The sequence below is a fragment of the Massilia pinisoli genome (assembly GCF_024753285.1).
Lineage (GTDB): Bacteria > Pseudomonadota > Gammaproteobacteria > Burkholderiales > Burkholderiaceae_D > Telluria > Telluria pinisoli.
The window spans coordinates 1-26,135 of record NZ_JANUGW010000033.1 but is presented as its reverse complement, the minus strand read 5'-3'; the positions used below and the strand labels follow the sequence as shown (position 1 = coordinate 26,135).

Genomic DNA, 26,135 nt, shown 5'->3' with positions numbered 1-26,135 from the left:
CCGTGTAGCTAATCTATTAAAAATTTTTGCACGGGACCACGCAATTTCTGCGAAAATCCGCTTCTTCATTTTTCCGGTGCCGTGCCCGGCCGCCCTCCACTTTCCGGAAGGCGGCGCGCACGGCGCTTCGTTTTGGAGCTGTCCATGAAATTTCGTTTCCCAATCGTCATCATTGACGAGGATTTCCGTTCCGAGAACACGTCCGGTCTCGGCATTCGCGCGCTCGCGGCCGCAATGGAAAAAGAAGGCATGGAAGTGCTGGGCCTGACGAGCTACGGCGACCTGTCGCAATTCGCCCAGCAGCAGTCGCGCGCCTCGGCCTTCGTGCTGTCGATCGACGACGAGGAATTCGGCGGCGGCACCCTCGAGGAAACCAACTTCGCCCTGTCCGGCCTGCGGGCGTTCGTGCAGGAGATCCGCCACAAGAACTCCGACATCCCGATCTACATCTACGGCGAGACCCGCACGAGCCGCCACATCCCGAACGACATCCTGAAGGAGCTGCATGGCTTCATCCACATGTTCGAGGACACGCCGGAATTCGTCGCGCGCCACATCATCCGCGAAGCGAAAGCGTACCTGGACAGCCTGGCGCCGCCGTTCTTCCGCGCGCTCGTCCACTACGCGAACGACGGCTCATATTCCTGGCACTGCCCCGGCCACTCGGGCGGCGTCGCATTCCTGAAATCGCCGATCGGCCAGATGTTCCACCAGTTCTTCGGCGAGAACATGCTGCGCGCGGACGTCTGCAACGCCGTCGAGGAGCTGGGCCAGCTGCTGGACCACACCGGCCCCGTCGCGAAATCGGAGCGCAACGCAGCCCGGATCTACAACGCCGACCACTGCTACTTCGTCACGAACGGCACGTCCACATCGAACAAAATGGTGTGGCATTCGACGGTGGCGCCGGGCGACATCGTCGTCGTCGACCGCAACTGCCACAAGTCGATCCTGCACTCGATCATCATGTGCGGCGCGATCCCCGTGTTCCTGATGCCGACCCGGAACAACCTCGGCATCATCGGCCCGATCCCGCTCGAAGAATTCTCGCCGGAGTCGATCCGCAGGAAGATCGAGGCGAACCCGTTCGCGCGTGAAGCGAAGAACAAGAAGCCGCGCATCCTGACGATCACGCAGTCGACGTACGATGGCGTCGTGTACAACGTGGAGACCTTGCGCGAACTGCTGGACGGCGAGATCGACACCCTGCACTTCGACGAAGCGTGGCTGCCGCATGCGACGTTCCACGACTTCTACCGCAACATGCACGCGATCGGCCGCGACCGCCCGCGCGCGAAGCAGTCGATGATCTTCTCCACGCAATCGACGCACAAGCTGCTGGCGGGCCTGTCGCAGGCGTCGCAGGTGCTCGTGCGCGAATCGGAGACCGTCGCGCTGGACCAGGATGCGTTCAACGAGGCATACCTGATGCACACGTCGACGTCGCCGCAATACTCGATCATCGCATCGTGCGACGTCGCCGCCGCCATGATGGAAGCGCCGGGCGGCACCGCGCTCGTCGAGGAATCGATCTTCGAGGCACTGGACTTCCGCCGCGCGATGCAGAAGGTCGACCAGGACTATGGCGACGACTGGTGGTTCAAGGTCTGGGGTCCGCAGGACTTCAGCGAGGAAGGCATCGGCACGCAGGCCGACTGGATGATCCACGCGGACGACGACTGGCACGGCTTCGGCAAGCTCGCCGAAGGCTTCAACATGCTCGACCCGATCAAGGCGACGGTCGTCACGCCGGGCCTGTCGCTGGACGGCTCGTTCGGCGGCTCGGGCATCCCCGCGTCGATCGTGACGAAGTACCTGGCGGAGCACGGCGTCATCATCGAGAAGTGCGGCCTGTACTCGTTCTTCATCATGTTCACGATCGGCATCACGAAAGGCCGCTGGAACACGCTCGTCACCGCGCTGCAGCAGTTCAAGGACGACTACGACCGCAACCAGCCGATGTGGCGCGTCATGCCCGAGTTCACCGCGGCGAACCCGCGCTACGAATCGTGGGGCCTGCGCGACCTGTGCCAGCAGATCCACGATTTCTATAAATCGCGCGACGTCGCCCGCCTGACGACGGAGATGTATTTGTCGGACATGATCCCCGCGATGAAGCCGTCGGACGCGTTCGCGAAGATGGCGCACCGCGAGATCGAGCGGGTGGCGATCGAGGACCTGGAAGGCCGCATCACGGCGATCCTGCTGACGCCTTACCCGCCGGGCATTCCCCTGCTGATCCCGGGCGAGCGCTTCAACAAGACCATCGTCGACTACCTGCGCTTCGCGCGCGATTTCAACGAACGGTTCCCGGGCTTCGAGACGGACGTGCACGGGCTCGTGAAGCGCGAGATCGACGGCAAGCTCGGTTACTTCGTCGACTGCGTCAAGCAGGATTGATCCGGACAGGTTCGGTGGGCACGGGGTGCCCACCATGCGTGAACGTACCATCGATGCAAAAAGGAGGCCGCGGCCTCCTTTTTTTCTGCGTCCCGACCCGCTCAGGCCTTGGGCAACGTCACCCCATGCTGCCCCTGGTACTTGCCGCCGCGGTCCTTGTACGAGGTCTCGCACACTTCGTCGCTCTCGAAGAACAGCACCTGCGCGCAGCCCTCGCCCGCGTAGATCTTCGCCGGCAGCGGCGTCGTGTTCGAGAACTCCAAGGTGACGTACCCTTCCCATTCCGGCTCGAACGGCGTCACGTTGACGATGATGCCGCAGCGCGCATAGGTCGACTTGCCCACGCAGACGGTCAGCACGTTGCGCGGGATGCGGAAGTATTCAATCGTGCGCGCCAGCGCGAACGAGTTCGGAGGGATGATGCACACGTCGCTCTTCACGTCGACGAACGAGTTCGAATCGAAGTTCTTCGGGTCGACGATCGTGCTGTTGATGTTCGTGAACACCTTGAATTCGTCGGCGCAGCGGATATCGTAGCCGTACGACGAAGTGCCCCACGAAATGATCTTGCGGCCGTCCGTCTCGCGCACCTGTTTCGGCGAGAACGGTTCGATCATGCCCTGTTCTTCCGCCATCCGGCGTATCCATTTGTCGCTCTTGATACTCATCGCTGGGCTTCTTTTCCAAAAAAGAGGGATAACAATCCCGCAATTTTACGCGAAAAGCGCCGCGGGGCGGCCCGCCTTTTTTTCGTTGGCCTGCGCCAGCAGGCGCGCGATCATCTCGCGGGTCAGCTGGGCCGTCAGCGCCGGCTGTTCCATCGGGTACAGGTGCGTCCCGTCGATCGTGACGAAATTCGCCCCGACCAGGCGGCGCGTGCCGTCCAGGCCCGCCTGGCGCAGCTCGGCGGAATCGGTGCCGGCGATGAAGCCGACGGGCACCGGATACGGCGCGCGCAGCACGCGGTCCATATCGTGCGGCAGCGTGCTGTAGATCGCCGCCTCGACGTCACGGTCGAAGCGCAGTTGCACGCCGTCCGGGTGCGGCTTCAGGCCGTTGTCGAGATAGTCGTCGAGCGCGCCCGGCGCCCACGCCTGGAAGATCGGCTTCGCCATGAAGTGTTCGTGCGCGGCCGCGCGCGACGGCCACACGTTGCGGCGCCGCGCCGCCAGCGCGCCGGGCGACAGCCGCTCGCGCAGCCCGAGCAGCTTCACGAGCCGCCACACCTGCGCGCGCCAGCCTGCGACGACGGGCGAATCCAGCATCACGACGCAGCGCGCCAGGTCCGGACGGCGGTGCGCCGCAAGCATGCCGACCGCGCCGCCCAGCGAATGCCCGACGACGATGACGGGCTGGCCGTACGCTTCCAGCTGCGCGATCAATTCGTCGATCAGCGTATGCCAATTGTCGCGCACGGGATAGCGCGGGTCGTGGCCCAGCATGTCCGTCGTGCGCACGTCGAAGTCGCGGCGCAGGTCGTCGAGCAGGCGGCCGTACGATCCCGCCGGATAACTGTTCCCGTGGGTGAAATGGAGGAGTGGCTTAGACATCGGAAAGGAGTGACACGGCGTGTAGTCGGAACGACGCCATTGTAATGTCATTACTTCCCTTGGTTTAGAGGGAAACGCCTACACCGGGGCGGCCGCGGACGCACGCCCGCGCGTCCGCGGGCCGTGCGGCCGTACCCGTTCAGCGGCGCTCCGGCGGACCTTCCGGACGGTCGCCTCCCTCGTGGCCGCGCATGTGATGCAGGCGCAGCTGCTCGCGCTGCGCCGGCGTCAGAACGGCGAGGATTTGCGCTTCCGTGCGCGCATGCAGCAGCGCTTCGGCGCCGACCGCCTGGCCGAGGTCACGGGCCAGCGCGGCCGCTTTCGCATCGTCGAACCGGTCGGCGCGGGCGAGGTCGCGCATGGCCTCGTGCGCCTTGCGGATCGTCTTTTCGTGCTCGTGGTGCTCCGGCGCCGCGGCGTGCATGATGGCGAACACCTTGTCCTGCTGCGCCTCGCTGAGGTTCAGGCGATGCAGCGCCATGTGACCGAACGGCATGTCCGGACCCGGCGCGCCGGGTCCGTGGGGGCCGAAACCGTGATGGCCCGGGCCGTGCTCGTGGTCGCCACCGGGCCCGGGTTGTTCGGCCGCAGGCGGCGCGTCAGCCGCGGCAGCGGCAAATGCCGGGGCGGCGCAGGTGGCGGCCAGGCACGCGGCGAGCAGCGCGGCCGCGGCGGAGAAACGGGAAGTGTTCATGTTCGTCATCCTTGTTGTTGTTCGGAGATTGCATTGTCGGATTCCCCCGTGTTAAACGGTGTTGTCGCCATGTAAAACGGCGTAAAGGGCACCGGGCCGGCGTGGTAGGTGCAGCGTCCGTGCGCTAAGATGCGACCATGAACCAAGTCCTACTCATCGACGACGACACGGAACTCGTCGCCATGTTTGCCGAATACCTGGAGCAGGAAGGATTTCGCGTCGCCTGCGCCCACGATGGCGAGACGGGTGCGCGCGAGGCGCTGACGGGCCAGTACGCGATCGCCATCCTCGACGTGATGATGCCCCGCATGAACGGCATCGACACGCTGCGCCGCATCCGCGCCGCCAGCCGCATGCCGATCCTGATGCTGACGGGCCGCGGCGACGACGCCGACCGCATCCTCGGCCTCGAGCTCGGCGCCGACGACTACGTCACGAAGCCCTGCACGCCGCGCGAGCTGACGGCCCGTGTGCGCGCCATCCTGCGCCGTACGCAAGGGTCGCCGCACGACGGTCCCGGCATCACGCTCACCGTGGGCAAGCTGACGATGCTGCCGGAGCAGCGTCGCGCCACGTGGGAGGGCCAGCCGCTGGAACTGACCAGCACCGAATTCAATCTGCTCGAAGTCCTCGCCCGCAACGCCGGCCGCCCCGTCAGCAAGAACGACCTGTCCGAGCAGGGACTGGGCCGCCCGCTGGCCCGCTTCGACCGCAACATCGACGTGCACCTGTCGAGCCTGCGCCACAAGCTGGGCACCTTGTCCGACGGCCGTTCCTGCCTGCAGACCGTCTACCGTCTCGGCTACCAGCTGATCCGCGAGTAGCGATGGGCCGGCTGTTCTGGAAGTTCTTCCTGTCCATCCTGCTGGCCCAGGTGGCCGCCTTGATCGGCATCGGCGGCACCCTGTGGCTGCGCGACCAGGCGCGTCACCACCACGGCGAACCCACGCTCGACACGAGCCCGCCCGCCACGATCATGCTGGATGCCGCGGCCGCCACGCTCAAGCACGGCGGCATCGACGCGCTGCGCGACCTGGCCGCCACCAGCCGCCGCATGCAGTTGTACGTTCTGGACGAACAAGGCCACGAACTGCTCGACCGGCCCGTTCCCGCCAGGCTGCGCGAAGAAGTCGAGCGCGACCTGAACGCCGATGGCCACGGGCACGCCGTCGCGCACCTGACGGGCGCCGACGGCCGCCACTACGTCGCATTCGCCTCGCGCGCATGGCACATGCCGCCCATGGACGTTCCCGGCCGGCCCGGCTTCGGCCCGCCCGGCCCGGGGCCACGCGACGGCGGACCGGGCGACGGGCCCGGCGGGCCCCGCATGGACGGCGGCCGGGGTCCCGGCGGCCCGGGTGGTGGCTGGGTCGGCCTGCCGCCGGAATTCGGCCGCCACGTGGGGCCCTGGCTGCCGCTCGCCGCCGCCGTGCTGGCCAGCCTGCTGTTCGCCGCCCTCCTCGCCTGGTATTTTTCGCGTCCCATCCGGGCCTTGCAGCGCGCGTTCGACGCGGCCGCCGCCGGCGACCTCGCGCCGAAATTCGCGCACACGCCGCCGCGGCTGATCGGCGACGAGCTGGCGGAACTGGGGCACGACTTCGACCGCATGAGTGCCCGCCTGCGCGCGCTGATGGATGGCCAGCGCCGGCTGCTGCACGACGTCTCGCACGAACTGCGCTCGCCGCTGGCCCGGCTGCAGGCCGCCATCGGGCTCGCGCACCAGCAACCGGAGCGCCTGCAGGCGTCACTTGAACGCATCGAGCGCGAGAGCGTGCGCATGGACCGCCTCGTCGGCGAGCTGTTGACCTTGTCGCGCCTGGAAGCGGCGACGGCGCTGCCCGCGACGGAACACGTGGACCTCGTCGAAATGGTCGACCAAATCGCGGACGACGCCCGCTTCGAAGCCGGCGTGGAAGTCGCCGTCGAGGCGCCGGAACCGGTGACCGTGTGCGGCGCACCGGACCTGCTGTGGAGCGCCGTCGAAAACATCGTGCGCAACGCGGTCAAGCACGGTGCGGGCGGACGCGTGGACGTGGGCGTGCATCCGGACGGCGCCCTCGTGCACATCGAGGTGCTCGACCAAGGCCCCGGCATCGCGCCGGACCACCTCGGCGACGTGTTCGAACCGTTCTTCCGCTCGAACCCGGCGCACAACAACGTCGACGGCCACGGGCTCGGCCTCGCGATCGCCAAGCGTGTCGTCGAGACGCACGGTGGACGTATCTCGGCCGCGAATCGTGCGGAAGGCGGCTTGCGCGTGACGATCACGCTGCCGCGGGCGGTGTAGCCGGCTGGGGCGCGTACCATCAGCGCGCGCACACGGCTGCCTGTCGAACGTAGCCAGCAAAGCCTGGAGCTGGTCACTGACATCTCCGGGGCACGAGTATGACAACGTCACGGCGCGTTCGCTTCTGATCATTTCCTGGTTCGCGCATCTTACGAAGGCATGTAAGATGTTGATATATTTCCAATCGACAAGGAAATGGCATTAACTCTGCACCTGTCGCTATTGGCTTGAATAACTAGACGAAGTTGGCTGCTGCCCGTTCGTGACGGGTGCTTACCCTGACAAATCCGATGCTTATCGTTCCCGTAGAAAACCGGCCTGATTGGAAAAATCCGCCGCTGGCGACCTTACTGCTCATCATCATCAACGTGCTGGTCTTCTTCGTCTATCAGGGCAAGGACCCGCAGCGACTGGAACGATCTTATCGATGGTATGTGGAATCGGGCCTGTACGAGCGCGAGCAACAGCCGTTTCGCCACTACCTGAGCCGCATCGATCCCGAAGCGCAGCGACAGCTGGATGCGACCGCAGACGACGACACGGCGCAGCCAGACGAGTCATTGCAACGCGACTTGCAGTTCCAGCACGCGGCCTTCGACCCGCAATTCGCCCAAGCATTACATAAGGAACTGGACGTCGATCCACAATGGCGAACGGAGCGAAGCCGGTTCGAGAATTTGGTCGATGCGGTCAGCAATCGGGCCTACGCCTTTCATCCCCGGGAAGCGCGGCCGATCACGTGGTTGACAAGCATGTTCTTGCATGGAAGTTTCATGCACCTGTTGGGGAATATGGTTTTCCTGTTCCTGTTCGGTTTTGCACTCGAAACCGCGGTCGGGCGCGGCGTGTACCTGTTGCTCTATCTGTGCAGTGGCCTGGGCGGCACCCTGCTATATTGGATGTCGGAATCTGGTAGCGACCACGGCGTATTAGGCGCATCGGGCGCGATATCGGGCCTTATGGGCATGTATATCGCCCTGTACGGCCTGAGAAAAATCAACTTCTTCTACAACGTCGTCTTTTTCAGCGGGCATGTACGGGCCCCCGCGCTCATCGTCTTTCCCGTGTGGGTCGGCTACGAATTGCTGGGAGCGCGCTACAGTGATGACGGTGTGGCGCACTGGGCCCATACCGGCGGGCTGTTATTCGGCTTCACGTTGCTGGCCCTATGGCTGCGCTTCGGCCTCGACTACAACCGCAATTTCGTCGAAAAGATCGACGTGAATGCCCCGTTCAGGTCGGCGCTTTCTGCCATACAGGAATCGATGGTGGCGATGAAGCTGGACGAAGCGCGCCGGACGGCTGTCCAGCTCGTGAAGACCCATCCGCACGATGTCCGCGCGTGGCGCGCGCTGTATGGCGTCGTGAAGGTCTCGCCGTCGAGCCGGGACTATCACGAGACCGTGCACGCCTTGTTCAAGCGCGCCGGTAACGCCGCGCGCGACCCGGCGCTGCAAACACTGATCGAGGAAGTGGCGCATGAATACGCCAGGATCGGTGGTGCTACGCCGGCACTGACGGAATCGGTGTCGCTCGTGCTGGCGCAGCGCCTCGGACGAGTCGAGCACATCAAACCATTCTCCCTTCTCGTCGAACGTCTGCTGGAACGCGAATGCCGTCACGAAACCATGCCCAGAATTTTGCAAGCGGCGGCTAACCTGTCCGCAAAGGCACAGCAGACGGGGCAGGCACAACGCTATCGCGAGCAGCTACAGACGCGCTTCCCCGATTCGGAAGAAGCCCGGCAACTGGCAGCTTACCCCGCAACCTGACTTGTCTGTCCGAGCGCCAGGATCACCTTGCGGTAATTCTCGATCTCGCCGGCCATGGCGTGCCCTGGGCAATGCTTCAGCAGGAAATCGAGAATCATGATGGCCTTGCCATCGTCGCGCAAGCCTTCCGAGTAGATGCGCGCCAGCAGATAGTAGGCGGCTGGAAGGTCATCGCTATTGGGGGCTTCCTTATGCAGCATGCCGATCAGCGCAACGGCTGGTTTGAATTGCCTTTGCAGGAAATATTCCTCGGCGAGCGCCCGCCGCACCGGGATACTTTTCGGCTTGTAGTGCGGCACCACACGGCATGCGGCTTCGAGCGCGCCAATCATGCGGCTCTTGCGTTGCGCGTCCAGCAAGGCCCCGAGATAACGCTCCGTATGCAGCTGCACGCGGTCCGGATCGGCATCGGATACGCACAGCAATTTGTGGTAGTACTCGAGCACTGCAATGTCGTTCGGGTAATCGGCGACCATGCCGGCCATCTGCCGCAGGGCGTCCTGGTAACGCGACTCCCGCACCAGTATCGCGGCGCGCGCCATTTCCAGAGCGCGATTGTCCGCAGGCGCGACCCGATGTTCATCGTCGGGCCTGATGTCCAGCCCCTGGTGGTGCTGAAACAGCAGGTATCCCATCATCGCACCCATGACCATGTTGAAATAGGCCGTACTCGCGACGAGCATGGCCATGAGCACTTCCGGATTGCTTTCCGCCAGACGGCCGAGTGTGGCGGCAGGAATCAACGCGACGACCTGCTGCGGCCCTTGCGCAGTCACGATCAATACCAGAATCAGGCCGAGATAGGACCAACCGGTGCGCGCTGCCAGCTGAACTACCTGGATGGGATCCAGGGCATCCCGCAACGAACCGTGAATCGCAAGTAGCATGATGCTTGCCGGCAGCAAACCCGACAGGCAAATCATTCCCGCGATGCCCGGCCAGCCGACATGCCCCAGGACGCGCACCATCGCGCCGTAGGCCAGCACCAGCCCGAGCATCTTGAGCACGGTCGGATTGCCGTCAAACAGCTCGCGAATGCTGGGCGGTCGTGACCTCCCCCGGCTGCAAAACTCGATGACGCGCAAGCCTTGCCGGATGCCCAGGGCGACGACAATGAAAATCGGCACCCCGGCCACGACGCCATGCGCGCGCAACAGCTTTCCCGATGCGATGGTGAGAAAGGCGAGTAAAGCGAGGAAAATCCATCCGTTCGTTCTGAACGGATACGCAAAGAAACGGGGCATCTGCGACCAGAACGGCGGCAGGGAATGCCCGACGCCGAGGTAATGCATGTTACCGCTGCACAGGGTGCAATACAGCTGCCGGGCCGAATCGGGCGAGGCTGGAAAGCAGTCCTGGCACAACAGCGTGCCGCAACTTACGCAATGCCAGGCTGCCGCCTTGTCCACGTGATAGCCACAATAGTCTTTTGCCACGATGTCGCGCCTTCCGCTCCAATGATCGCCGAATGGACATGATGCTAACATTGTATTTCGGCAATTACCATGTTGAATTTGCATTCCCGATGTCTTCAGCTTCGGCACGGGCTGCCTCCGCCGTGGATGCACGGTCAGACTCATGCCCATACCAGTAGCGCGGGTGCTGTGCGCGCCATGTCGTGACGTCCACCCGGTCGCCGAACGCGAGCGCCACGGCGCCCGCCTCGTCCGTGCGCAGACGGCGGATGCCCAATGCGCCGTAGCGCAACCAAACCGCATCTTTCGGATGATGGTAGCGATTCCTCCAGCCCACCTGAAACACAGCCACGGTCGGACGTACGGCCGCGAGAAAGGCCGCCGTGGACGAGGTGCCGCTACCGTGGTGCGGCGCCAGCAGCACGTCGGCATGCAGCCGTTCGGCACCACCCAGCACCAGGCTCGATTCCTGCGACGCTTCGATATCGCCGGCCAGCAGGATCGCAGTACGGCCGTTGGTGATCCGCAGCGTGCAGCTGCGGGCGTTCGTCTTCAGCTGCACCTCGTCGTAGCTGGCGAGCGTCGGGTGCAGCGTCTCGAACGTGATGCCGTCCCAGTGCCAGTGCTGGCCGGCCGCGCACCGTATGTGGCGGCGCGCCGCGCGCACGATCGCGCGGTCTCCCGGCAGCGACGACGCGAGCCAGGTCACGTCGACTCCCTCCAGGACAGCCAGCGCGCCGCCCGTGTGGTCCGTGTCGCTGTGGCTGACGACGACCCCGTCCAGCGCCGCGATGCCGCGCATGCGCAGGTAGGGCAGGATCACGCGGCTGCCGCCGTCGGCGCCGGGCGCATACCCCGGTCCGGTGTCGTACAGCAGGCGGTGGCGCTCCGTCTCGACGAGCAACGCCATCCCCTGGCCCACGTCGAACGCCGTCACGCGGAAGGTGCCGGCCCGCGGCCGGTCCGGCACCTGCAGCAGCATCGGCAGCAGCGCCACGGCCCCCGCCCAGCGATGGGGCCAGCCGCGCGGCATCAGCATCCACAAAGTGCCGCCCAGCCCCAGCACGAACACCCAGGCCTGCGGCGCCGGCGCGCGCCACACGGCGCCGGGCCACCCGGCCATGTGGCGCAGCAGCCAGGCCAGCATCTCGACCGTCCAGTGCGCGAGCAGCAGGAGCCAATCGCCCGGCGGCCCGGGCATCATGCTGCCCGCCAGCGCGAGCGGTGTCACGACGAAGCTGACGAGCGGGATCGCCACCGCGTTCGCGAGCGGGCTGACGACCGACACCTGGCCGAACAGCAGCAACGTGAGCGGCACGAGACCTGCCGTGACGGCCCATTGCGTGCGTCCTGCAACCATCAGCGCCCCGCGCGCCCCGGCCGGCGGCGCCCCGACGCGGCCATGGCCCGCGAACACGATGACGGCGACGGCACCGAACGACAGCCAGAACCCCGGCCACAACCCGGCCCACGGATCGAGCAGCACGACGACGCCGAGCGCCGCGCACAGCACATGCGACACGGCCGTGAGCCGCCCCGTCCACAGCGCGAGCGCCACGACGGACAGCATGTACAAGGTGCGCTGTGCCGGCACGCCGAAGCCGGCCAGGAGCACGTACAGCAGCGCGATACCCGCCCCCACCAGGGCCGCGACCTTTTGCGCCGGCAGCCGCAACGGCAGTTGCGCGCCCGTGAAGAACGAGCGCCGCCACAAGGCGGACGCGGCCCAGCCGGCGAGGCCCGCGATCATCGTGATGTGCAGGCCGGAGATCGAGATGAGGTGGCCGATGCCCGTGCGGTTGAACACCTGCCAGTCGGCCTGGTCGATGCCGCGCTGGTCGCCGATCACGAGCGCCACGATGACGCCGGCGTACGTGCGGCCGGCGAGCGCATGCTGAATGCGCGCGCGCAGCGTCGCGCGCACGCGCTCGACGACGACGCCGGGACTCGGCACGAAAGAGTCCAGCAGCCGGTCGTCCTCGGTGCCGCGGACATAGCCCGTGGCGCGCACGCCCTGCTCGAGTAGCCAGACTTCGTAATCGAATCCGCCCGGATTGGCATTGCCGTGGGGGCGCTGCAACCGCACCGTCAACCGCCAGCGCTGCCCCGGCTGCACGTCGCCGACGACCTGGTGTGCGCCATGCATGCCCGCATACCACGACAGCACGATGTGCGGCGGCACGCGCGCGCCGGCGTCGAGGCTGCGCTCGACACGGAAATCGAAGCGCACGCCCTGATCGAAGCGATACGGCAGCGTCTGCACGATGCCGACGATGCGCACGTCGCGGCCCTCATCTCGCGCGTCGAGCGATGGGGCCAACGTCGTCTGCGCTACGTAGGCCGCCCACGTGTAGCCGCTCAGGAGCCCGGCGATGGCAAGCGCGGCGATGCGTGCGGCCGGCGGGCGGATCACACGCGCGCCGGCCAACAGCAGGAGTGCCGCCGCGATGCAGGTCGCCATCAGACGGGCCGACGGCAGCGCGGCGGCGCTCTGCAACACGGTGGCGCCAGTGACGAAGCCCAGGATGAAGCTGCGCATGGTGGGCGTCGTCAGGCGGCGGTGAAGTCACGAGTGACCGATGGGTGCGTCGCGTGAGGGCCGATGCGGGCTTGCTCGTTGCCCGTTTATGGCCGGCCAGCGTTCCGACGAGGTCGAGACGACAGGCCGCGCGTCAGGTTTGCGCAAGCGGATGCTGGACGACATGCGGTCCCATAGGGCCATCACGGCGTTTTGGTGGAGGCTGGACTCGACCGGCTTGCCGCCCGGGCGCGGGTTGGTGCCCGTTTCCATCCTCAGCAGCAGGCTGGGGTGCAACAGGTCGTCCGGGACGCCGGCGGCTTCCCACATAAAGCCGTAGCCCGTAGTGAAGTTCAGCTCGCGCACACGTTCCAGCACCTCCTCGCCGTCGATGCCGTTAACGCTGCGTTTGCCTGTCCTTAGTTTGGTGACACGCAGCAGTTCGTCGGCACTGGAGTCGGCATCGGTGGCCGCAACCCGTGCCAGCAGCCCTTCATCGGCCTTTCCTCCCGCAATGCTGCTCAAGGCCAAGCCCACGTCGGGATGCCCGGGCAAACCCAGGTGAAAAACAATGTGCTCGTTCGTGTGATCGGGCAGCGGTTCGACGAACACGCCCCGCCGGACACAGAAACCCGGCGTCAGCGGGATGTCGTCCTCGCCGCGCACACCCAACCGCGCCAACAGCGATTTCGCTTCCCGCGCGCTTGCCTCCTCGGTTCCTTTCGCGGCGAGCGTGAATGTCGCTCCATCGATGTGCGCATGGGCTACGACCGATACCGATTCCATGGCGATGCGCCTGTCGCCTGCCATCAGGTACCCGCGGCTGCGCCCATAGATGAACGAACGGCCGACCGCGCCGGGAACGCTCAAGTCGCGCGCCGCAACGAGGCCGCCCTCGCCGTCACCGTTACCTTCTGCGCCGCGTGCGCTAATCTCGGCCTCGCGCGCGGCCATCCGTGCGTGGAACGCGGGCTCGGTCTTCTCGACCGTGTCGATCGTGAATCCTGCGATCATTTCGCTGGACAGGTTCACGTTCGCATCCTCGGGCGCGTCCACCAGGTAGCGTCCGACACAAATCGTTCTCATCTTTTCTGTGATTGTTGCCACTTCGGTTCTGTCCCGCAGACTCCGCATATGACCAGCGGCCCAGGTTCCGGCGCACACGAACGCCGCGAGCAGTGCGACGAACCCTCGCCATCCACGCTTTTTTAACCGAGTCATGGAAATCATCCGTTCCAGGTATTGTCTGGGCTGCTATCCCATTCACGCGAGCGTCGACGGACCAGGTGGCGGCGTGGCTGATACGCCGTCCGCGGGCAGCGCAACGCTCTCGGCCTCCGCATGGCGCATCAACTGCCATGTGCTACGCCGCTGTATGACTTCCGGGCCGGCCGAACGGCCGAACACCCCGGTCGGCACCTGGAAGGTCGCTGCCGGGAGTGCGCTACCGCGCGGGAACCAGCGCGTGCCGTCCAGGGCATTCGTCTCGCCGCAGCGCCACCATCCGCTGGCAGGACACAGGTCGCCGGTGCGGACGCTCGTGCCCAGCGCGACCTTTTGTGCGGCGTCGAGCTCCGCGTCCCCCACCGTACTGACCTGTCCCGGCGGCGCCAGCGATACCAATGCCGGGGTCCGCGGCCGCAGCCGTTTGTCGACGAGCCGCCACGTGGTCAGTTGCGCCGGCTCGATGCTGGGCTGGAGGCCCCGCAGCTTTTGCCACAGGGTCTGCCGGGGCAACAGCAGCGCCTGCGGCATGCGGTCGCCCTTGCGTATCCACTGGACCGCGCCGCCCTGCACGTCCACGCCAGGGCCGCCCTCGCGGCACTTCCACCAGCCTGATTGCAAACACACTTCGCCGGCGGTCACCAACGCGCCCAGTCTCGGTCCGGCCGGTTCGGGCTGCGAATCCGCCGGTGGCGGAGTGCCCGGCTTGCGGAACCGAATGCTTGAGGAGATGCGATCCCATAAATCGAGCACGGCGTCTTCATGCAGGCTGGTATCCACTGGCTTACCCCCAGCGTGAGGGCTCAGTCCACCGTGCAGTTCAAGCGACAGAAAAGGCTGAGTTGGGTCGTCTGGAATGCCCTGCGTCTCCCATACAAAACCATACGTGGTCGCGAAGTTCAGCTCGCGAACGCGTTCCAGAATTTCTTCCCCGGCGAGCTCGTTGATGGTGCGATCCCCGGAGCGCAGCTTCGACACCCTTAACATCTCATCCGGGTCGGCTTCGGCGTCCATTTGACTGTAACGGCTAAGCAGGCCGAGACTCCTCTCCCCTCCAGGAAGGCTGTCAAAAACGACGCCAACGTCAGGATGGCCGGAGAACCCGACATGCATTGAAATATGCTCGGTTTTATGCGCAGGTAAAGGGTCCGCAAAAACGGCACGCGGAATACAGAATCCCGGGATGGTCGGGATGTCGCCATCATCGCGCACGTGGAGCCGTGCTAACAGTTCTTCCGCAGTCTTGGCCCTATGCTCGCTCGATCCAGTCGCGGTGAGCGAGAAGCTGAGACCATTGACATGAGCATGCGCCTCGACCGAGACCGACTCCATGGCGACGCGGCGATCGCCTTCCATGACGTACCCGCGGCTGCGCCCGTAAATGAGCACACGTCCAATCATGTTGGGCACCCGCAAATCCCGGGCCTCGACGATGCCCCCGTCGCCGCCGGACTTGCCCCCATCTGCCCCGACCGCTGCCTCGTGCGCATCGATCCGCTGCCGAAATGAGGCCTCATCTTCTTCGAACGTTTCAATGGCGAAGCCGGCGATTCTCTCGCGGGAAATGGTGATCTCTGCCTCAGCCGGTACGTCGATCAGAAACCGTCCGATGCACACCGTTTTCATATCTTCCGTCATTTTCGCCACCTCGGATCTGTCCCGCATGCTCCGGACCTGACCAGCAGCCCACGTTCCGGCACAGGCCAACACTGTTACCAAAACGATGAGCTTTTGCCAACCGCGCTTTCCAATTCGCGTCATGGCATCTTTTGTATGAGTTTGACGATAAGATGATGAGTCAACGACAGGGCGGCTTCATGATTGAATGCGCCCTGGTGATCAAAACCACGAACGTCGAACAGTTGGAGTACTTTTCCGCTTGGACCTGCGCCGGATTGATGTGGGACTGTGCCATCGCCAGCAACGTCCTGCCATGCGGGTACAAATTGCAGGTTCGTGCGCCCTTCGACACGCACGCGCCGACTCCCGCCGGGGCCATATCCTGCCTGCGATGCAGCCCGCAAATTCGCATCCGTAAATACTGCGCCCGAGCCGGAATCCCGTGACACCCAACGTACGGCACCGAACGACAAATGGGCTGGATCGGCCCCGTAGAACGCATAGGTGTTCGGATGGTAGTAGGCATCCAATACGTTGCGATGGAAATGCTCGGCTTTTGCCACCGCTGTCCTGATCGCATTGATCACACCATGGTCTTCGTCGCGGTAATTCCTTGCGGGATCGGCCAATGCGGGGTCGATCAGGCGATACCAGGACTTCATATCCCGGTAAAACTCGTACGGATTCCCGACCGGCAAATGCACGACGTCGCGCGGCACATCGGTATTATTCACGCGGCTGACCAAACAAACATGCAGCCACGGCTGGGGATACATATGATTCGGCAGCAGTTCCAGCACACCGGGCGAAGTCGCCATGACTGGCATTGTCGAGTCCGGTTGATCACCCAGGATTTCCGCTATGTACTCGGCCTTTTTATTGTCAATTCCACCGTTACTCGGGCTCCACTTCTCGGCACCACAAGCAATACGTCGATAGCATGCCGGCGCACCCAATGCCGGCATCGCACCGTGGATCACACCCAGCACTCGATCGGGAATTTGTTTTGCGCACGCGCGCGCAACCAGACCGCCCATCGAATGGGTGACAAGAATGACCTGGCGACACTCCCGCTTGTGCTCGGTCCAGAACGCGATGATGCGCTCGATGCGCGCGCGTAGCCACGCCGCCGAGTCCTCGCAGGAACAGAGCCAGTTGTATCCGCACGCATACACCGGGTAGTAGTAGGCCGCATGCTTCTCGAGTTCCGCCTCGGTGACGTTGTCGATACTACGCACACCCCACTGCGCCGGGTCGCATGCCATGACCTCCTTCCAGTGACGGCATATCACCCGCACGTTGTCGATAGGATCCATCTCGAAAGTATGGTTGAGGCCGACGTGTAACCCGTAGAGCAATTTGCCGTATGAATCCCAGTGAACCTCACCCCACCAACGCTCCCGCACTTCAGCCTCGGTCATGCCATAGTGGCGCGCTTCGAGAGGCAGGTGAATTTCCCCGCGTTTATCCACCTCGAGCGTATTCCCGTCGAGAATCCGCTGGCGACGAGCCGGATCACGAGCCTTCCACAACCGCGCCGCAGCAATGCCATCGATCGTCCCATTCGGCGCCCGCCACGCCGGCGCTCCCGGATCCAGCACCTCGTTGGCCTTCCTCGCCGGACTCGTCGCCGCCCGCAGATTGCTCCCCATGATCCCGGGCACAACGATGACGGGAACAACTTTCGACGACGGCAACGTGAACAGCCCACGTGTCGTGAACGAGGTCGGTGTCAGGACGGTCCGGCCGGTCCAGCCGCCGTCCGGCTGCGGGACGAGGTGGGGCAAGGGGCGGGTCGGGTCTGCCATGCGTGCTCCGTGGGGGGGGGGGTGGGCCCGGGTCACCGGGCGGTGCCGTCGTCGGGGAGGAAGGCCAGGTGGACGTCGCCGATCATTTCGCCGATCAGCAACGACGTGCGGCCCTGTGCGTCGGTACGGCCGGTGACGGTGCGGCCGTCTTCGAACGTCGCCTTGTAGCGCTGGTTCGGCACCGGCTTGCCCGTTTGCTCGTGGCGCAACACCACGTATTCGTCGGTGCGCAGGTGCGAGGTCGGCATGCGGACGCCGATCGGCGCCGCGCCGGCCGGGCCCAACTGGTCGAAGCCGGCCGCCTTGAACACCTGGCGTCCCGTCGTCTGCTGCGTCACGGTGCCGGACGCCCAGTCGGTCTGTGCGCCCGGCGCGATGATCTTGACGTCCGGCGCTTCCAGCTCGATGCGTTCCGCGGCCACGAGGCTGATGCGGCCGGCCGACTTGATCTGGATATTGCCGACGTGTGTGTGGACGACGATGTCGCCGCGCCCGGCGACGAGCCGCACACCCAGCTCGTGGGCGAACAGGCTCAGGCGCCGCGCCGCGCGCACGAACACGTTCTTCCCGGCCGCGAGTTCGGCATCCCCGGCGCTGACGACGTCCACCTTGCCGCTCGCGCCCAGCGCCAGGCTGTCGTTGCTGGCGATGATGATCCCGTTCGGCGCCGTCGCCGCGACGATGGCTTCCCCGCCGCCGGACGCGCCGTCGGCCACGTTGCTGCCCCCGTGCCAGCGCTTGAGCTTGTCGACGAGGGCGGCGAGCCGTTTGCCCGTCGGTTCGTCGTCCGTGTGGACGGCGGCCAGCTTGCCGACCTCGTCGAGGATGCCCTGCATGACGTCGGCCAGGCCGGCCAGTCCGGCGCGGTCGAGCTGCGCGCCTTCCGCCTGCGGACTCGCTTCCGCGCTGATCAGCACGCCCTGCGCACCACGCACGGCCACGGTGAGGTCGCTGCGCAGCTCGGCGCCCTCGCCGCGCGGCGTGCCGCTGCCGTCGGCGCGCGGGCGCGTCAGCCAGCCGAGGTTCAGTTCCGACGCGCCATGGTCGCTGGCCAGCTGGGCGCTGATCTCGCCGCGCGTGTCGTCGAAGCGCAGCTGGTTGCCGCGCATGCCCTGCACCTCGTGTGTGCGCGTGCCCGACACGTAGCGGTTGCCCGGCAGCGCGCCCGTCCGGCTGAACGCGGGCGGTGCCGTGTGCTGGTTGTACAGTTGGGCGAGGATGATCGGGCGGTCCGGGTCGCCGCCGAGGAACGCGACCAGCACTTCGCTGCCCACGCGCGGCAGTGCCAGCGCACCCGCCTGCAGCTCACTGCCGTGGCCGTTGCCGGCCCAGTTCGACGCGACACGCACCCAGGCCGAGTCGGCCGGCGAATCGGACGCGCCGGCGCCGTGCGCGTGTCGATGGTCGGCCGCCCGCATGCCGGGGAAGCGGATCTTCACGCGGCCCAGCGCGTCGCAATGGACGTCCTCGCCGGCCGGTCCGACGACGATCGCGCTCTGCAGCTCGGGATGGGGCAGGTCCGTGCGCGGGTCGTAGGCGGGCACGATCGGCACGCCACGCCGGACGGCGGTGAACCTGACTCGCACCCGCGCCTGGCCATCGTCCGCGCGCGCGCGCGGCAGCGCGACCTGCGCAGCTTCCACAACCGGCCAAGCGGCGTGGCGATCGATGTCGCGCGGCAGGTTGTTGTCGGCGACGACGGACAGCGCGGTGATCACGAAGTCGCGCGCCGGCGCCGGATGCGTGTCGATCTCGGGATGGCCGTCCAGCGTGAAGTACTGCCCCGCGCAAAAGTCGCGCACGGTGCCCTCGCCCTCGAAGCACTTCGCTTCGAACTCGTGCCGGCTCATGCGCACCTGGCCGAGGCGCCAGTGGTCGAGTGCGTCGTTGCCGGCATGCGGCATCTCGATCAGGTAGTCGTCCAGCGACGCCGCGAGCGCGTTGCCGCTGGGGCCCTGGTCGGCGTTGCTGCGCGCGGTGGTCGTCATCGCGTCGGGACTGCCCGCGTTCTTGTAGTCCCAGCTGTGGCGCGTGGCAACGCCGGGCTGCAGCCGGCGCGCGGCGCGCCAGCTTTGCACGGTGTCGCGGCCGTCGGCCACGCTGTCGCGGTGGTAGCGCACGCTGCCCGCCGCGTTCTGCGGCAGACCGTGCGGATCGGTGAACAGCACGAGCGTGTGCGCGGGCGTGCGGTCGTGCGCGGGGTCGACGGGACTGCCGCGCCGGCGGCCGGGACGGAACACCCACGCGATGCCGCGGCGCTTCAGCAGGCGGCGCACGAACGTGGCGTCGGATTCGTTGTATTGCATCGTCTGTTCGCGCGGCGGGAACTGGCGCAGGTCGAACAGCGGGTCGAGTTCCAGCTCGAACGCGTTGGCCAGCACCGTGTTCGACTGGCGCCATTCGTCGCACAGCAGCTGCACGATCTCCAGCTCGTTCTGGTAGCGGAACACGCGGCTGTTGGTGCGCTTTTCCATCACGGCGAATACGTCGCGCAGCACCAGTTCGTACGCGGCCAGGCCGCCGTCGGCATCACCCGCGCGCGCTTCCGTGACGATGCCGCACACGCTGCGCAGAATGCCGCGGTCGGTCACGAACTGCAGCTCCGCCGGCAGCGCGATCAAGTCCTTCAGCGCGATGGTCGGGCTCGCGGCCACGCAGCCGATGCGGTAGTCGATGCCGCCGCAGACGCCTTCGCTGCCCACGACCCGCTGGGGCAGCAGCACGTCGTCGGCGAGCTGGCCGCCGTGGGCCAGGCGCAGCCGCAACGGCCGCTGCGCGGTGGTCAATGACTTCTCGTGCTGCAGGACCCGCAGGAATTCGCTCGCGCTTTCCACTGTCTCTCCCGTGACCACGCCGCGGATACGGCACCAGGGGATTCTTCCATGCTTCAAACGGCGCGGGATTGCCGTGGGTCAGAGTGCGCGGGAGCGAACTTCGGCGCGTGCGGATGGTCGCACGCGGCGCACCGCCCGGTCGCACACGGCGCGCCGGCGCGACACGATGGAACCGGATGATCGTGCGCGCAGTCGCGGCGCCATGAGGGCCGGGTACGACCCATGTGCATCATGCGCGCCGCATCGGCGCGTCAGCGGATCAAGCCAGCAGCGTAGCCAGCCGCGGGATCGCCGCCAGCGCATTCGCGTGCGTGGCCGCGCGCACGGCGTCGGGATCGAGCGTGCGCAGTCCGGCCAGCGCGGCGCCGATTGCGGGCAATTGCTCCGGGCTGTTGCGGCCCGGATGGATCCACGTGGGCGCGATGTCCGGCGCGTCCGTCTCGAGGACGATGGCATCGAGCGGCAGGTCCGCCGCGAGCCTGCGGATCTGCAGGGCGCGCGTAAACGTCATGGCGCCGCCGAAGCCCAGGTGGAAGCCGACGTCGATGAATGCCTTGGCCTGCTGGTGGCTGCCGTTGAACGCATGCGCGATGCCGCCCGCGGGGCGGATCCGGCGCACGTGTTTCAGCACCTGGTCCTGCGAACGGCGCACGTGCGTGAGGACCGGCAGGTCGAAGTCGCGCGCGATGCGCAGCTGCTCGCGCAGGAAGCGTTCCTGCTTCTCGCGCATCGCGGGCTCGCACAGCATGGGGATGAAGAAGTCGAGGCCGATCTCGCCGATCGCGACGAAGCGCGGGTCCGGCATGGAGGCCTCGACCTGGCGCCGCAGCTCGATGAGATCCTCGTCCGTGGCCTGCGGCACGTACATCGGGTGGATGCCCAGCGCGTAGCTGGCGTTCGGCACGTCCGCCGCGAGCCGGCGCACCACGTCGAAATTAGCGCGCGCGACGGCCGGGAGCACGATCATGCCGACCCCCGCCTCCTGCGCGCGGCGCGCGACGGCGACGGACTCCGTGCCGAATTCGTGGGCGTCGAGGTGGCAGTGGGTGTCGATCCACATGGCGGCGCGGCTTACACCTCGGCCGGCTGCAGGCCGTGCTCCGTCATGCGCAGCACGCGGTCGCAGCGGCCCGCCAGTTCCGGGTCGTGCGTGACGATCACGAACGCGGTGCCCAGCGTCGTCGACAATTCCAGCATCAGGTCGAAGATGCCTTGCGCCGTCGAGTGGTCGAGGTTCCCCGTGGGTTCGTCCGCCAGCACGCACGCGGGTTCCGTGACGAGCGCGCGGGCGAGCGCGACGCGCTGGCGCTCGCCGCCGGACAGCTCGCCGGGCCGGTGGATGGCACGCTTCGTCAAACCGACGCGCGCCAACATGGCGCGGGCGCGTTCGATGGCCTCGCCACGCGGCACGCGGCGGATCAACAGGGGCATCGCGACGTTGTCCAGCGCCGTGAATTCCGGCAGCAGGTGGTGGAACTGGTAGACGAAGCCGAGCGAGCGGTTGCGCAGTTCGCCGCGGCGCGTTTCGGACAGCGTGGCGAAATCCTCGCCGTGCAGCGTCACGACACCCGTGCTGGGCGTATCCAGGCCACCGAGGACGTGCAGCAGCGTGGACTTGCCGGAACCCGACGCGCCGACGATGGCCACGCGCTCCCCGCGGCCGATGGTGAAGTCGATGTTGTCCAGCACCTGCACGGCGTAATCGCCCTGGCGGAAGGTCTTGCCGACGCCGCGGCAGGCGAGGATGGCCGTATTCAGATTCATATTACTCATAACGCAGGGCCTCCGCCGGTTTTACGCGCGAGGCCGACCAGCTCGGGTAGATCGTGGCGACGAAGGCCAGCAGCACCGAGACGCCGCCGATCTTGAAGACGTCCGGCCAGCGCAGGTCGGACGGGATTTCGCTGATCAGGTAGATGTCTTTCGACAGGAACTGCACGCCCAGCAGGTGTTCGATGAACGGGACGATGTGGTCGATGTTCAGCGCCACGAGCACGCCCAGCAGCACGCCGGCCACCGTGCCCATGATGCCGACGAGGGCGCCCTGGATCATGAAGATCTTCGTGATCGACCGCGGCGACGCGCCCAGGGTGCGCAGGATCGCGATGTCGGGCTGCTTCTCCGTCACCGTCATCACGAGCGTGGACACGAGGTTGAACGCGGCCACGGCGATGATCAGCGTGAGGATGATGAACATCATGCGCTTTTCCGTCTGCACGGCCGCGAACCAGTTGGCGTTCAGCTGCGACCAGTCGCGCATGATCAGGTCGCCGGACATGCTGCGCTTGAGTTCCTGCGCGACGAACGGGGCCTGGTGCATGTCAGCGATGCGCAGGCGCAGGCCGTTCGGCGCGTCCAGCCGGACCATGCGCTGCGCGTCCTCGATGTTGATGAAGGCGAGCGCCGAGTCGAATTCGTAATGGCCGGCCTCGAAGATGCCGCCCACGGTGAACACGCGCGAACGCGGCACCATGCCGGCCGGCGTCGTCTGGCCCTGCGCCAGCAGCATGTTGACCTTGTCGCCGATGCCGACGCCGAGCGAGCGGGCCAGCGCGTAACCCAGCACGATGTTGTATTCGCCCGACCGCAGGCTGTCGAGGCTGCCCTGGGTGATCTTCTGCGCCACGTCGGACACCTTGTGCTCTTCCGACGGCAGGATGCCGCGGATGACGGCCGGCTTCATCGTGTCTTCGCGCACGAGCAGGCCCTGCGTCTCGACGAACGGCGCCGCGCCCCGCACGGCCGGGTTGCGGAACGCCTCCTTCTCGGCGTCGCGCCAGTTCGGCATCGAGCCGCTGGCGTCGAAGACTTCGATGTGCGCCAGCACGGACAGCATGCGGTCCGTGACTTCCTTCTGGAACCCGTTCATCACCGACAGCACGACGATCAGCGCGCCGACGCCGAGCGCGATACCCGACACGGAAATCAGCGAAATGAAGGAAATGAAGCTGTTGCGGCTGCTGCGCTTGCCGGCGCGCGTGTAGCGCAGGCCGACCAGCCATTCGTACGGCAGTTTGTGGATGAGACTCATGGGCTCCGGGCTAAATGCGTTGGTCCCGCAGTTTGCCACACAACGCTCATCCGTGTGGGGCGTTGTCACAATTGGAAGTACTTTTTCCGGCATACACACATTCCGGGGCCGCGGCGGACGGCGTGCAAGGAGGGGGCCGCATGTCTGCGCGGGCCGTTTTCGCCTACAATAACGGGATGGCCCACATTACGCTCGTCCTGCCGTTCGCCCTCCCCGCTCCCGAATTCGCGCCCGACCTGACCCGCGCCCTGCAGGCGCCGGCGCTGGCCGCGCTGTTGTCGAAAACGTCAGGCCGGCAGTACCGCCCGCTCGACGCGGAAGCGCGCGTGCTGCCGCACGAGTTGTGGATCGCCCGGGCGCTGGGCCTCGCGCGCGGGCTCGTGCCGGGCGTCGCGGCCAGCGCCATGCGCGGCGTCGGCCTCGATCCGGGCGACGGCATGTGGTTCGTCGTGAATCCGACGCACATCCAGATCGCGCGCACGCACCTGCAGATGGGCGACACGCGCGCGCTCGACCTGCGCGAGGCCGAAGCGCGCGCCCTGTTCGACAGCGCCCGCCCCTGCTTCGAGGAAGGCGGCTACGCGCTCGCGTGGGGCACGCACGACACGTGGTTCATGCGCGCCGACGACTGGACGGAGCTCCTGACGGCCAGCCCCGACGCGGCCGTGAACATGAACCTGACGGACTGGATGCCGTCCGGCCCGCAGGCGCGCGCGTTCCGCAAGCTGCAGAACGACGTGCAGGTGACGTGGTTCACCGACCCGGCCAACGCGGCGCGTGAGGCGCGCGGCCAGTTGCCGATCAATTCGTTCTGGCCGTGGGGGAATGCCAGCGTCGCGACGGAACACGCGCAACAGCTGGTCGCGAAGGCGGCCGGCAAGACGGTCGCGCGCCCGCGCGTGGCCGCGTTCGAGGCGCCCGGCTGGCTGGCCGCGCTGGCGGAACGCCAGCTGAAAAGCCTCGCCGGCCTGGAGGCACTGCTGGACGACGATGCCGACTGGCTGCTCGCCTGCGGCAACGTGGCCGCCCCCGACATCGCTGCCGACTGGAGCGGTTGGCTGCAGCAGATGCAACGCCTGGAGGCCGAGCTGTTCGCCCCGCTGCTGGCACTGCTCGCCAAAGGCCGCATCAAGACCGTGCGCCTCGTGCTGAGCCACCGCGACGGGCTCCTCGAAACCACCACGACACCGCTGGCGCAACGTAAATTCTGGCGCCGCCCGACACTGGAACCACTGCTGTGAAGACCCGCATCGCCATCCGTCCCTGCCCCGTAAGACTATCCGAAATGCTGCGCCAGGGCGGGATCCACCCCGTGCTCGCCCGCGTGTACGCCGCCCGTGGGCTGTCCGATCCGCGCGAACTCGAGACCGGACTGCAAGCGCTGGTGCCGCCCGGCACGCTGCGCCAGATCGACGCGGCCGCCACGTATCTCGCCGACGCCATCGCGGCCGGCAAGAAGATGACCATCGTCGCCGACTACGACTGCGACGGCGCCACCGCCTGCGCGACCGCGCTGCGCGGCCTGTGGGCGATGGGCGCGCGCGTCGACTACATCGTCCCGAACCGATTCGAGTACGGCTATGGCCTGACCCCGGAAATCGTCGAGCTGACGGCACGCGAGAAGGCGCCCGACATCATCATCACCGTCGACAACGGCATCGCCAGTATCGACGGCGTGGCGGCGGCGAAGGCGCGCGGCATCGACGTCGTCGTCACGGACCACCACCTGCCGGGCGACGCGCTGCCGGAGGCGCGCGTGATCGTGAACCCGAACCAGCCGGAATGCGGCTTCCCCAGCAAGCACCTGGCCGGCGTCGGCGTCGTGTTCTACGTGCTGCTGGCGCTGCGCGCGGAACTGCGCCGCCGTGGCGTGTTCGACGCACAGACACAGCCCAAGCTCGACAACCTGCTCGATCTCGTCGCGCTGGGCACGGTCGCCGACGTCGTGAAACTCGACACCAACAACCGCATCCTCGTCGCGCAAGGCCTGAAGCGGATGCGCGCGGGACGCATGCACGCGGGTGTCGCCGCGCTGTTCCGCGTCGCGGGCCGCGAAGCGCGCTGCGCGTCGCCGTTCGACCTCGGCTTCGCGCTCGGCCCCAGGCTGAACGCGGCCGGCCGCCTGGAAGACATGTCACTCGGGATCGAGTGCCTGATCACGGACGACGAGGGCCGCGCGTGGGCCATCGCGCAGCAGCTCAACGACATCAACCTCAAACGGCGCGAGATCGAGGCCGACATGCAGGACACGGCCTTGCTGCACCTGGACGATTTCAAACCGGCGGACGCCAGCACGATCGCCGTGTTCGACGATGGCTGGCACCAGGGCGTCATCGGCATCGTCGCGTCGCGCCTGAAGGAAAAATTCTACCGCCCGACGATCACGTTCGCGCCCGCGGGCGACGGCTGGATCAAGGGCTCGGGGCGCTCGATCCCCGGCTTCCACCTGCGCGATGCGCTCGACCTCGTGTCGAAGAAGGTGCCGGGCCTGATCGACAAGTTCGGCGGGCACGCGATGGCGGCCGGCCTGACGCTCCGCGGCGACCATTTTGGTACGTTCGCCGAGGCGTTCGAAGCCGTCGGCCAATCCTGGCTCACGGCGGCGCAGCTGGAACGGGTCGTCGAGACGGACGGGCCGCTGGAGGACGATTTCTACAGCACGCAATTCATCGAACTGCTGGACGGCCAGGTGTGGGGCCAGGGCTTCGCGCCGCCCGTGTTCTGTGACGAGTTCCGCGTCGTCAGCCAGCGCATCCTGAAGGACCGACACCTGAAGCTCCTGCTGGAGCGCAACGGCCGCCGCTACGACGCCATCTGGTTCGGGCACACGGATGCGTTGGGCGACCGGGCGCGCGTCGCGTTCCGGCTCGATGCCAATGAATACAACGGCGTCACGAAGGTCCAATTGCTCGTCGAGCACGCCGAAGCCGTGTAGATCCTATGATGGAAAAAAGTGAGCCGGTTTGCAGATTGAGTCCTAAC

General features: G+C 66.5%; 18 protein-coding genes. 6 read left to right on the top strand and 12 right to left on the bottom strand.

The annotated features are described in order from the left end of the window. Positions 1-144 precede the first annotated feature (144 nt). Complete coding sequence (locus NX784_RS27670) at positions 145-2,400, top strand: arginine/lysine/ornithine decarboxylase (RefSeq protein ID WP_258819890.1); 2,256 nt, start codon at positions 145-147, stop codon at positions 2,398-2,400. Positions 2,401-2,501: 101 nt separating this feature from the next. On the opposite strand, the gene dcd is transcribed toward NX784_RS27670, so the two are convergent. From dcd to NX784_RS27655, 3 genes are all read right to left on the bottom strand, one after another. Beyond that, positions 2,502-3,068: a dCTP deaminase gene (gene dcd, locus NX784_RS27665; RefSeq protein ID WP_258819889.1), complete on the bottom strand. Its 567-nt coding sequence runs from the start codon at positions 3,066-3,068 to the stop codon at positions 2,502-2,504. A 45-nt stretch (positions 3,069-3,113) separates the two neighbouring features. Continuing rightward, positions 3,114-3,950, bottom strand: a complete 837-nt coding sequence (locus tag NX784_RS27660; RefSeq protein ID WP_258819888.1) for an alpha/beta fold hydrolase — start codon at positions 3,948-3,950, stop codon at positions 3,114-3,116. A gap of 139 nt (positions 3,951-4,089) precedes the next feature. Further along, positions 4,090-4,644 (bottom strand): Spy/CpxP family protein refolding chaperone, encoded by a 555-nt coding sequence (locus tag NX784_RS27655; RefSeq protein ID WP_258819887.1) that lies wholly within the window; start codon positions 4,642-4,644, stop codon positions 4,090-4,092. 137 nt (positions 4,645-4,781) lie between these two features. Between NX784_RS27655 and NX784_RS27650 the strand changes: the two genes are divergently transcribed. The 3 genes from NX784_RS27650 (at position 4,782) to NX784_RS27640 (ending at position 8,703) form a co-directional block, all read left to right on the top strand. Then, entirely contained in the window at positions 4,782-5,468 is a 687-nt protein-coding gene (locus NX784_RS27650; RefSeq protein ID WP_258819886.1) for a response regulator transcription factor, read from the top strand. 2 nt (positions 5,469-5,470) lie between these two features. Then, positions 5,471-6,931, top strand: a complete 1,461-nt coding sequence (locus tag NX784_RS27645; protein ID WP_258819885.1) for a sensor histidine kinase — start codon at positions 5,471-5,473, stop codon at positions 6,929-6,931. Between the two features lie 290 nt (positions 6,932-7,221). Beyond that, positions 7,222-8,703, top strand: a complete 1,482-nt coding sequence (locus NX784_RS27640; RefSeq protein ID WP_258819884.1) for a rhomboid family intramembrane serine protease — start codon at positions 7,222-7,224, stop codon at positions 8,701-8,703. Here NX784_RS27640 and NX784_RS27635 read toward each other — a convergent pair. The 9 genes from NX784_RS27635 to NX784_RS27595 form a co-directional block, all read right to left on the bottom strand. Then, a complete protein-coding gene (locus tag NX784_RS27635; protein WP_258819883.1) occupies positions 8,688-10,139 on the bottom strand; it encodes a hypothetical protein in 1,452 nt (483 codons plus the stop codon). The two genes, NX784_RS27640 and NX784_RS27635, sit on opposite strands and share 16 nt — an antisense overlap. A 64-nt stretch (positions 10,140-10,203) precedes the next feature. Next, positions 10,204-12,657 carry a DNA internalization-related competence protein ComEC/Rec2 gene (locus tag NX784_RS27630; RefSeq protein ID WP_258819882.1) on the bottom strand — a complete coding sequence of 818 codons (2,454 nt, stop codon included), beginning with the start codon at positions 12,655-12,657 and terminating at the stop codon, positions 10,204-10,206. Between the two features lie 27 nt (positions 12,658-12,684). Further along, positions 12,685-13,866, bottom strand: coding sequence for a T6SS immunity protein Tli4 family protein (locus NX784_RS27625; RefSeq protein WP_258819881.1), 1,182 nt, complete (start codon positions 13,864-13,866; stop codon positions 12,685-12,687). Positions 13,867-13,899: 33 nt separating this feature from the next. Further along, entirely contained in the window at positions 13,900-15,498 is a 1,599-nt protein-coding gene (locus NX784_RS27620) for a T6SS immunity protein Tli4 family protein (protein ID WP_258819880.1), read from the bottom strand. Positions 15,499-15,617: 119 nt separating this feature from the next. Beyond that, positions 15,618-17,288, bottom strand: coding sequence for an esterase/lipase family protein (locus NX784_RS27615; protein ID WP_258819879.1), 1,671 nt, complete (start codon positions 17,286-17,288; stop codon positions 15,618-15,620). Positions 17,289-17,320: 32 nt separating this feature from the next. After that, positions 17,321-20,122, bottom strand: a complete 2,802-nt coding sequence (locus NX784_RS27610; protein WP_258819878.1) for a type VI secretion system Vgr family protein — start codon at positions 20,120-20,122, stop codon at positions 17,321-17,323. A gap of 259 nt (positions 20,123-20,381) precedes the next feature. After that, entirely contained in the window at positions 20,382-21,182 is an 801-nt protein-coding gene (locus NX784_RS27605; RefSeq protein ID WP_258819877.1) for a TatD family hydrolase, read from the bottom strand. Positions 21,183-21,193: 11 nt separating this feature from the next. Further along, positions 21,194-21,895 (bottom strand): lipoprotein-releasing ABC transporter ATP-binding protein LolD, encoded by a 702-nt coding sequence (gene lolD, locus NX784_RS27600; RefSeq protein ID WP_258819876.1) that lies wholly within the window; start codon positions 21,893-21,895, stop codon positions 21,194-21,196. Further along, a complete protein-coding gene (locus tag NX784_RS27595; protein WP_258819875.1) occupies positions 21,888-23,153 on the bottom strand; it encodes a lipoprotein-releasing ABC transporter permease subunit in 1,266 nt (421 codons plus the stop codon). The genes lolD and NX784_RS27595 overlap by 8 nt, the downstream gene beginning before the upstream one ends. A 176-nt stretch (positions 23,154-23,329) precedes the next feature. Between NX784_RS27595 and NX784_RS27590 the strand changes: the two genes are divergently transcribed. Beyond that, complete coding sequence (locus NX784_RS27590) at positions 23,330-24,394, top strand: hypothetical protein (RefSeq protein ID WP_258819874.1); 1,065 nt, start codon at positions 23,330-23,332, stop codon at positions 24,392-24,394. A 44-nt stretch (positions 24,395-24,438) separates the two neighbouring features. Next, complete coding sequence (gene recJ / locus NX784_RS27585) at positions 24,439-26,088, top strand: single-stranded-DNA-specific exonuclease RecJ (protein WP_258819909.1); 1,650 nt, start codon at positions 24,439-24,441, stop codon at positions 26,086-26,088. Positions 26,089-26,135 lie beyond the last annotated feature (47 nt).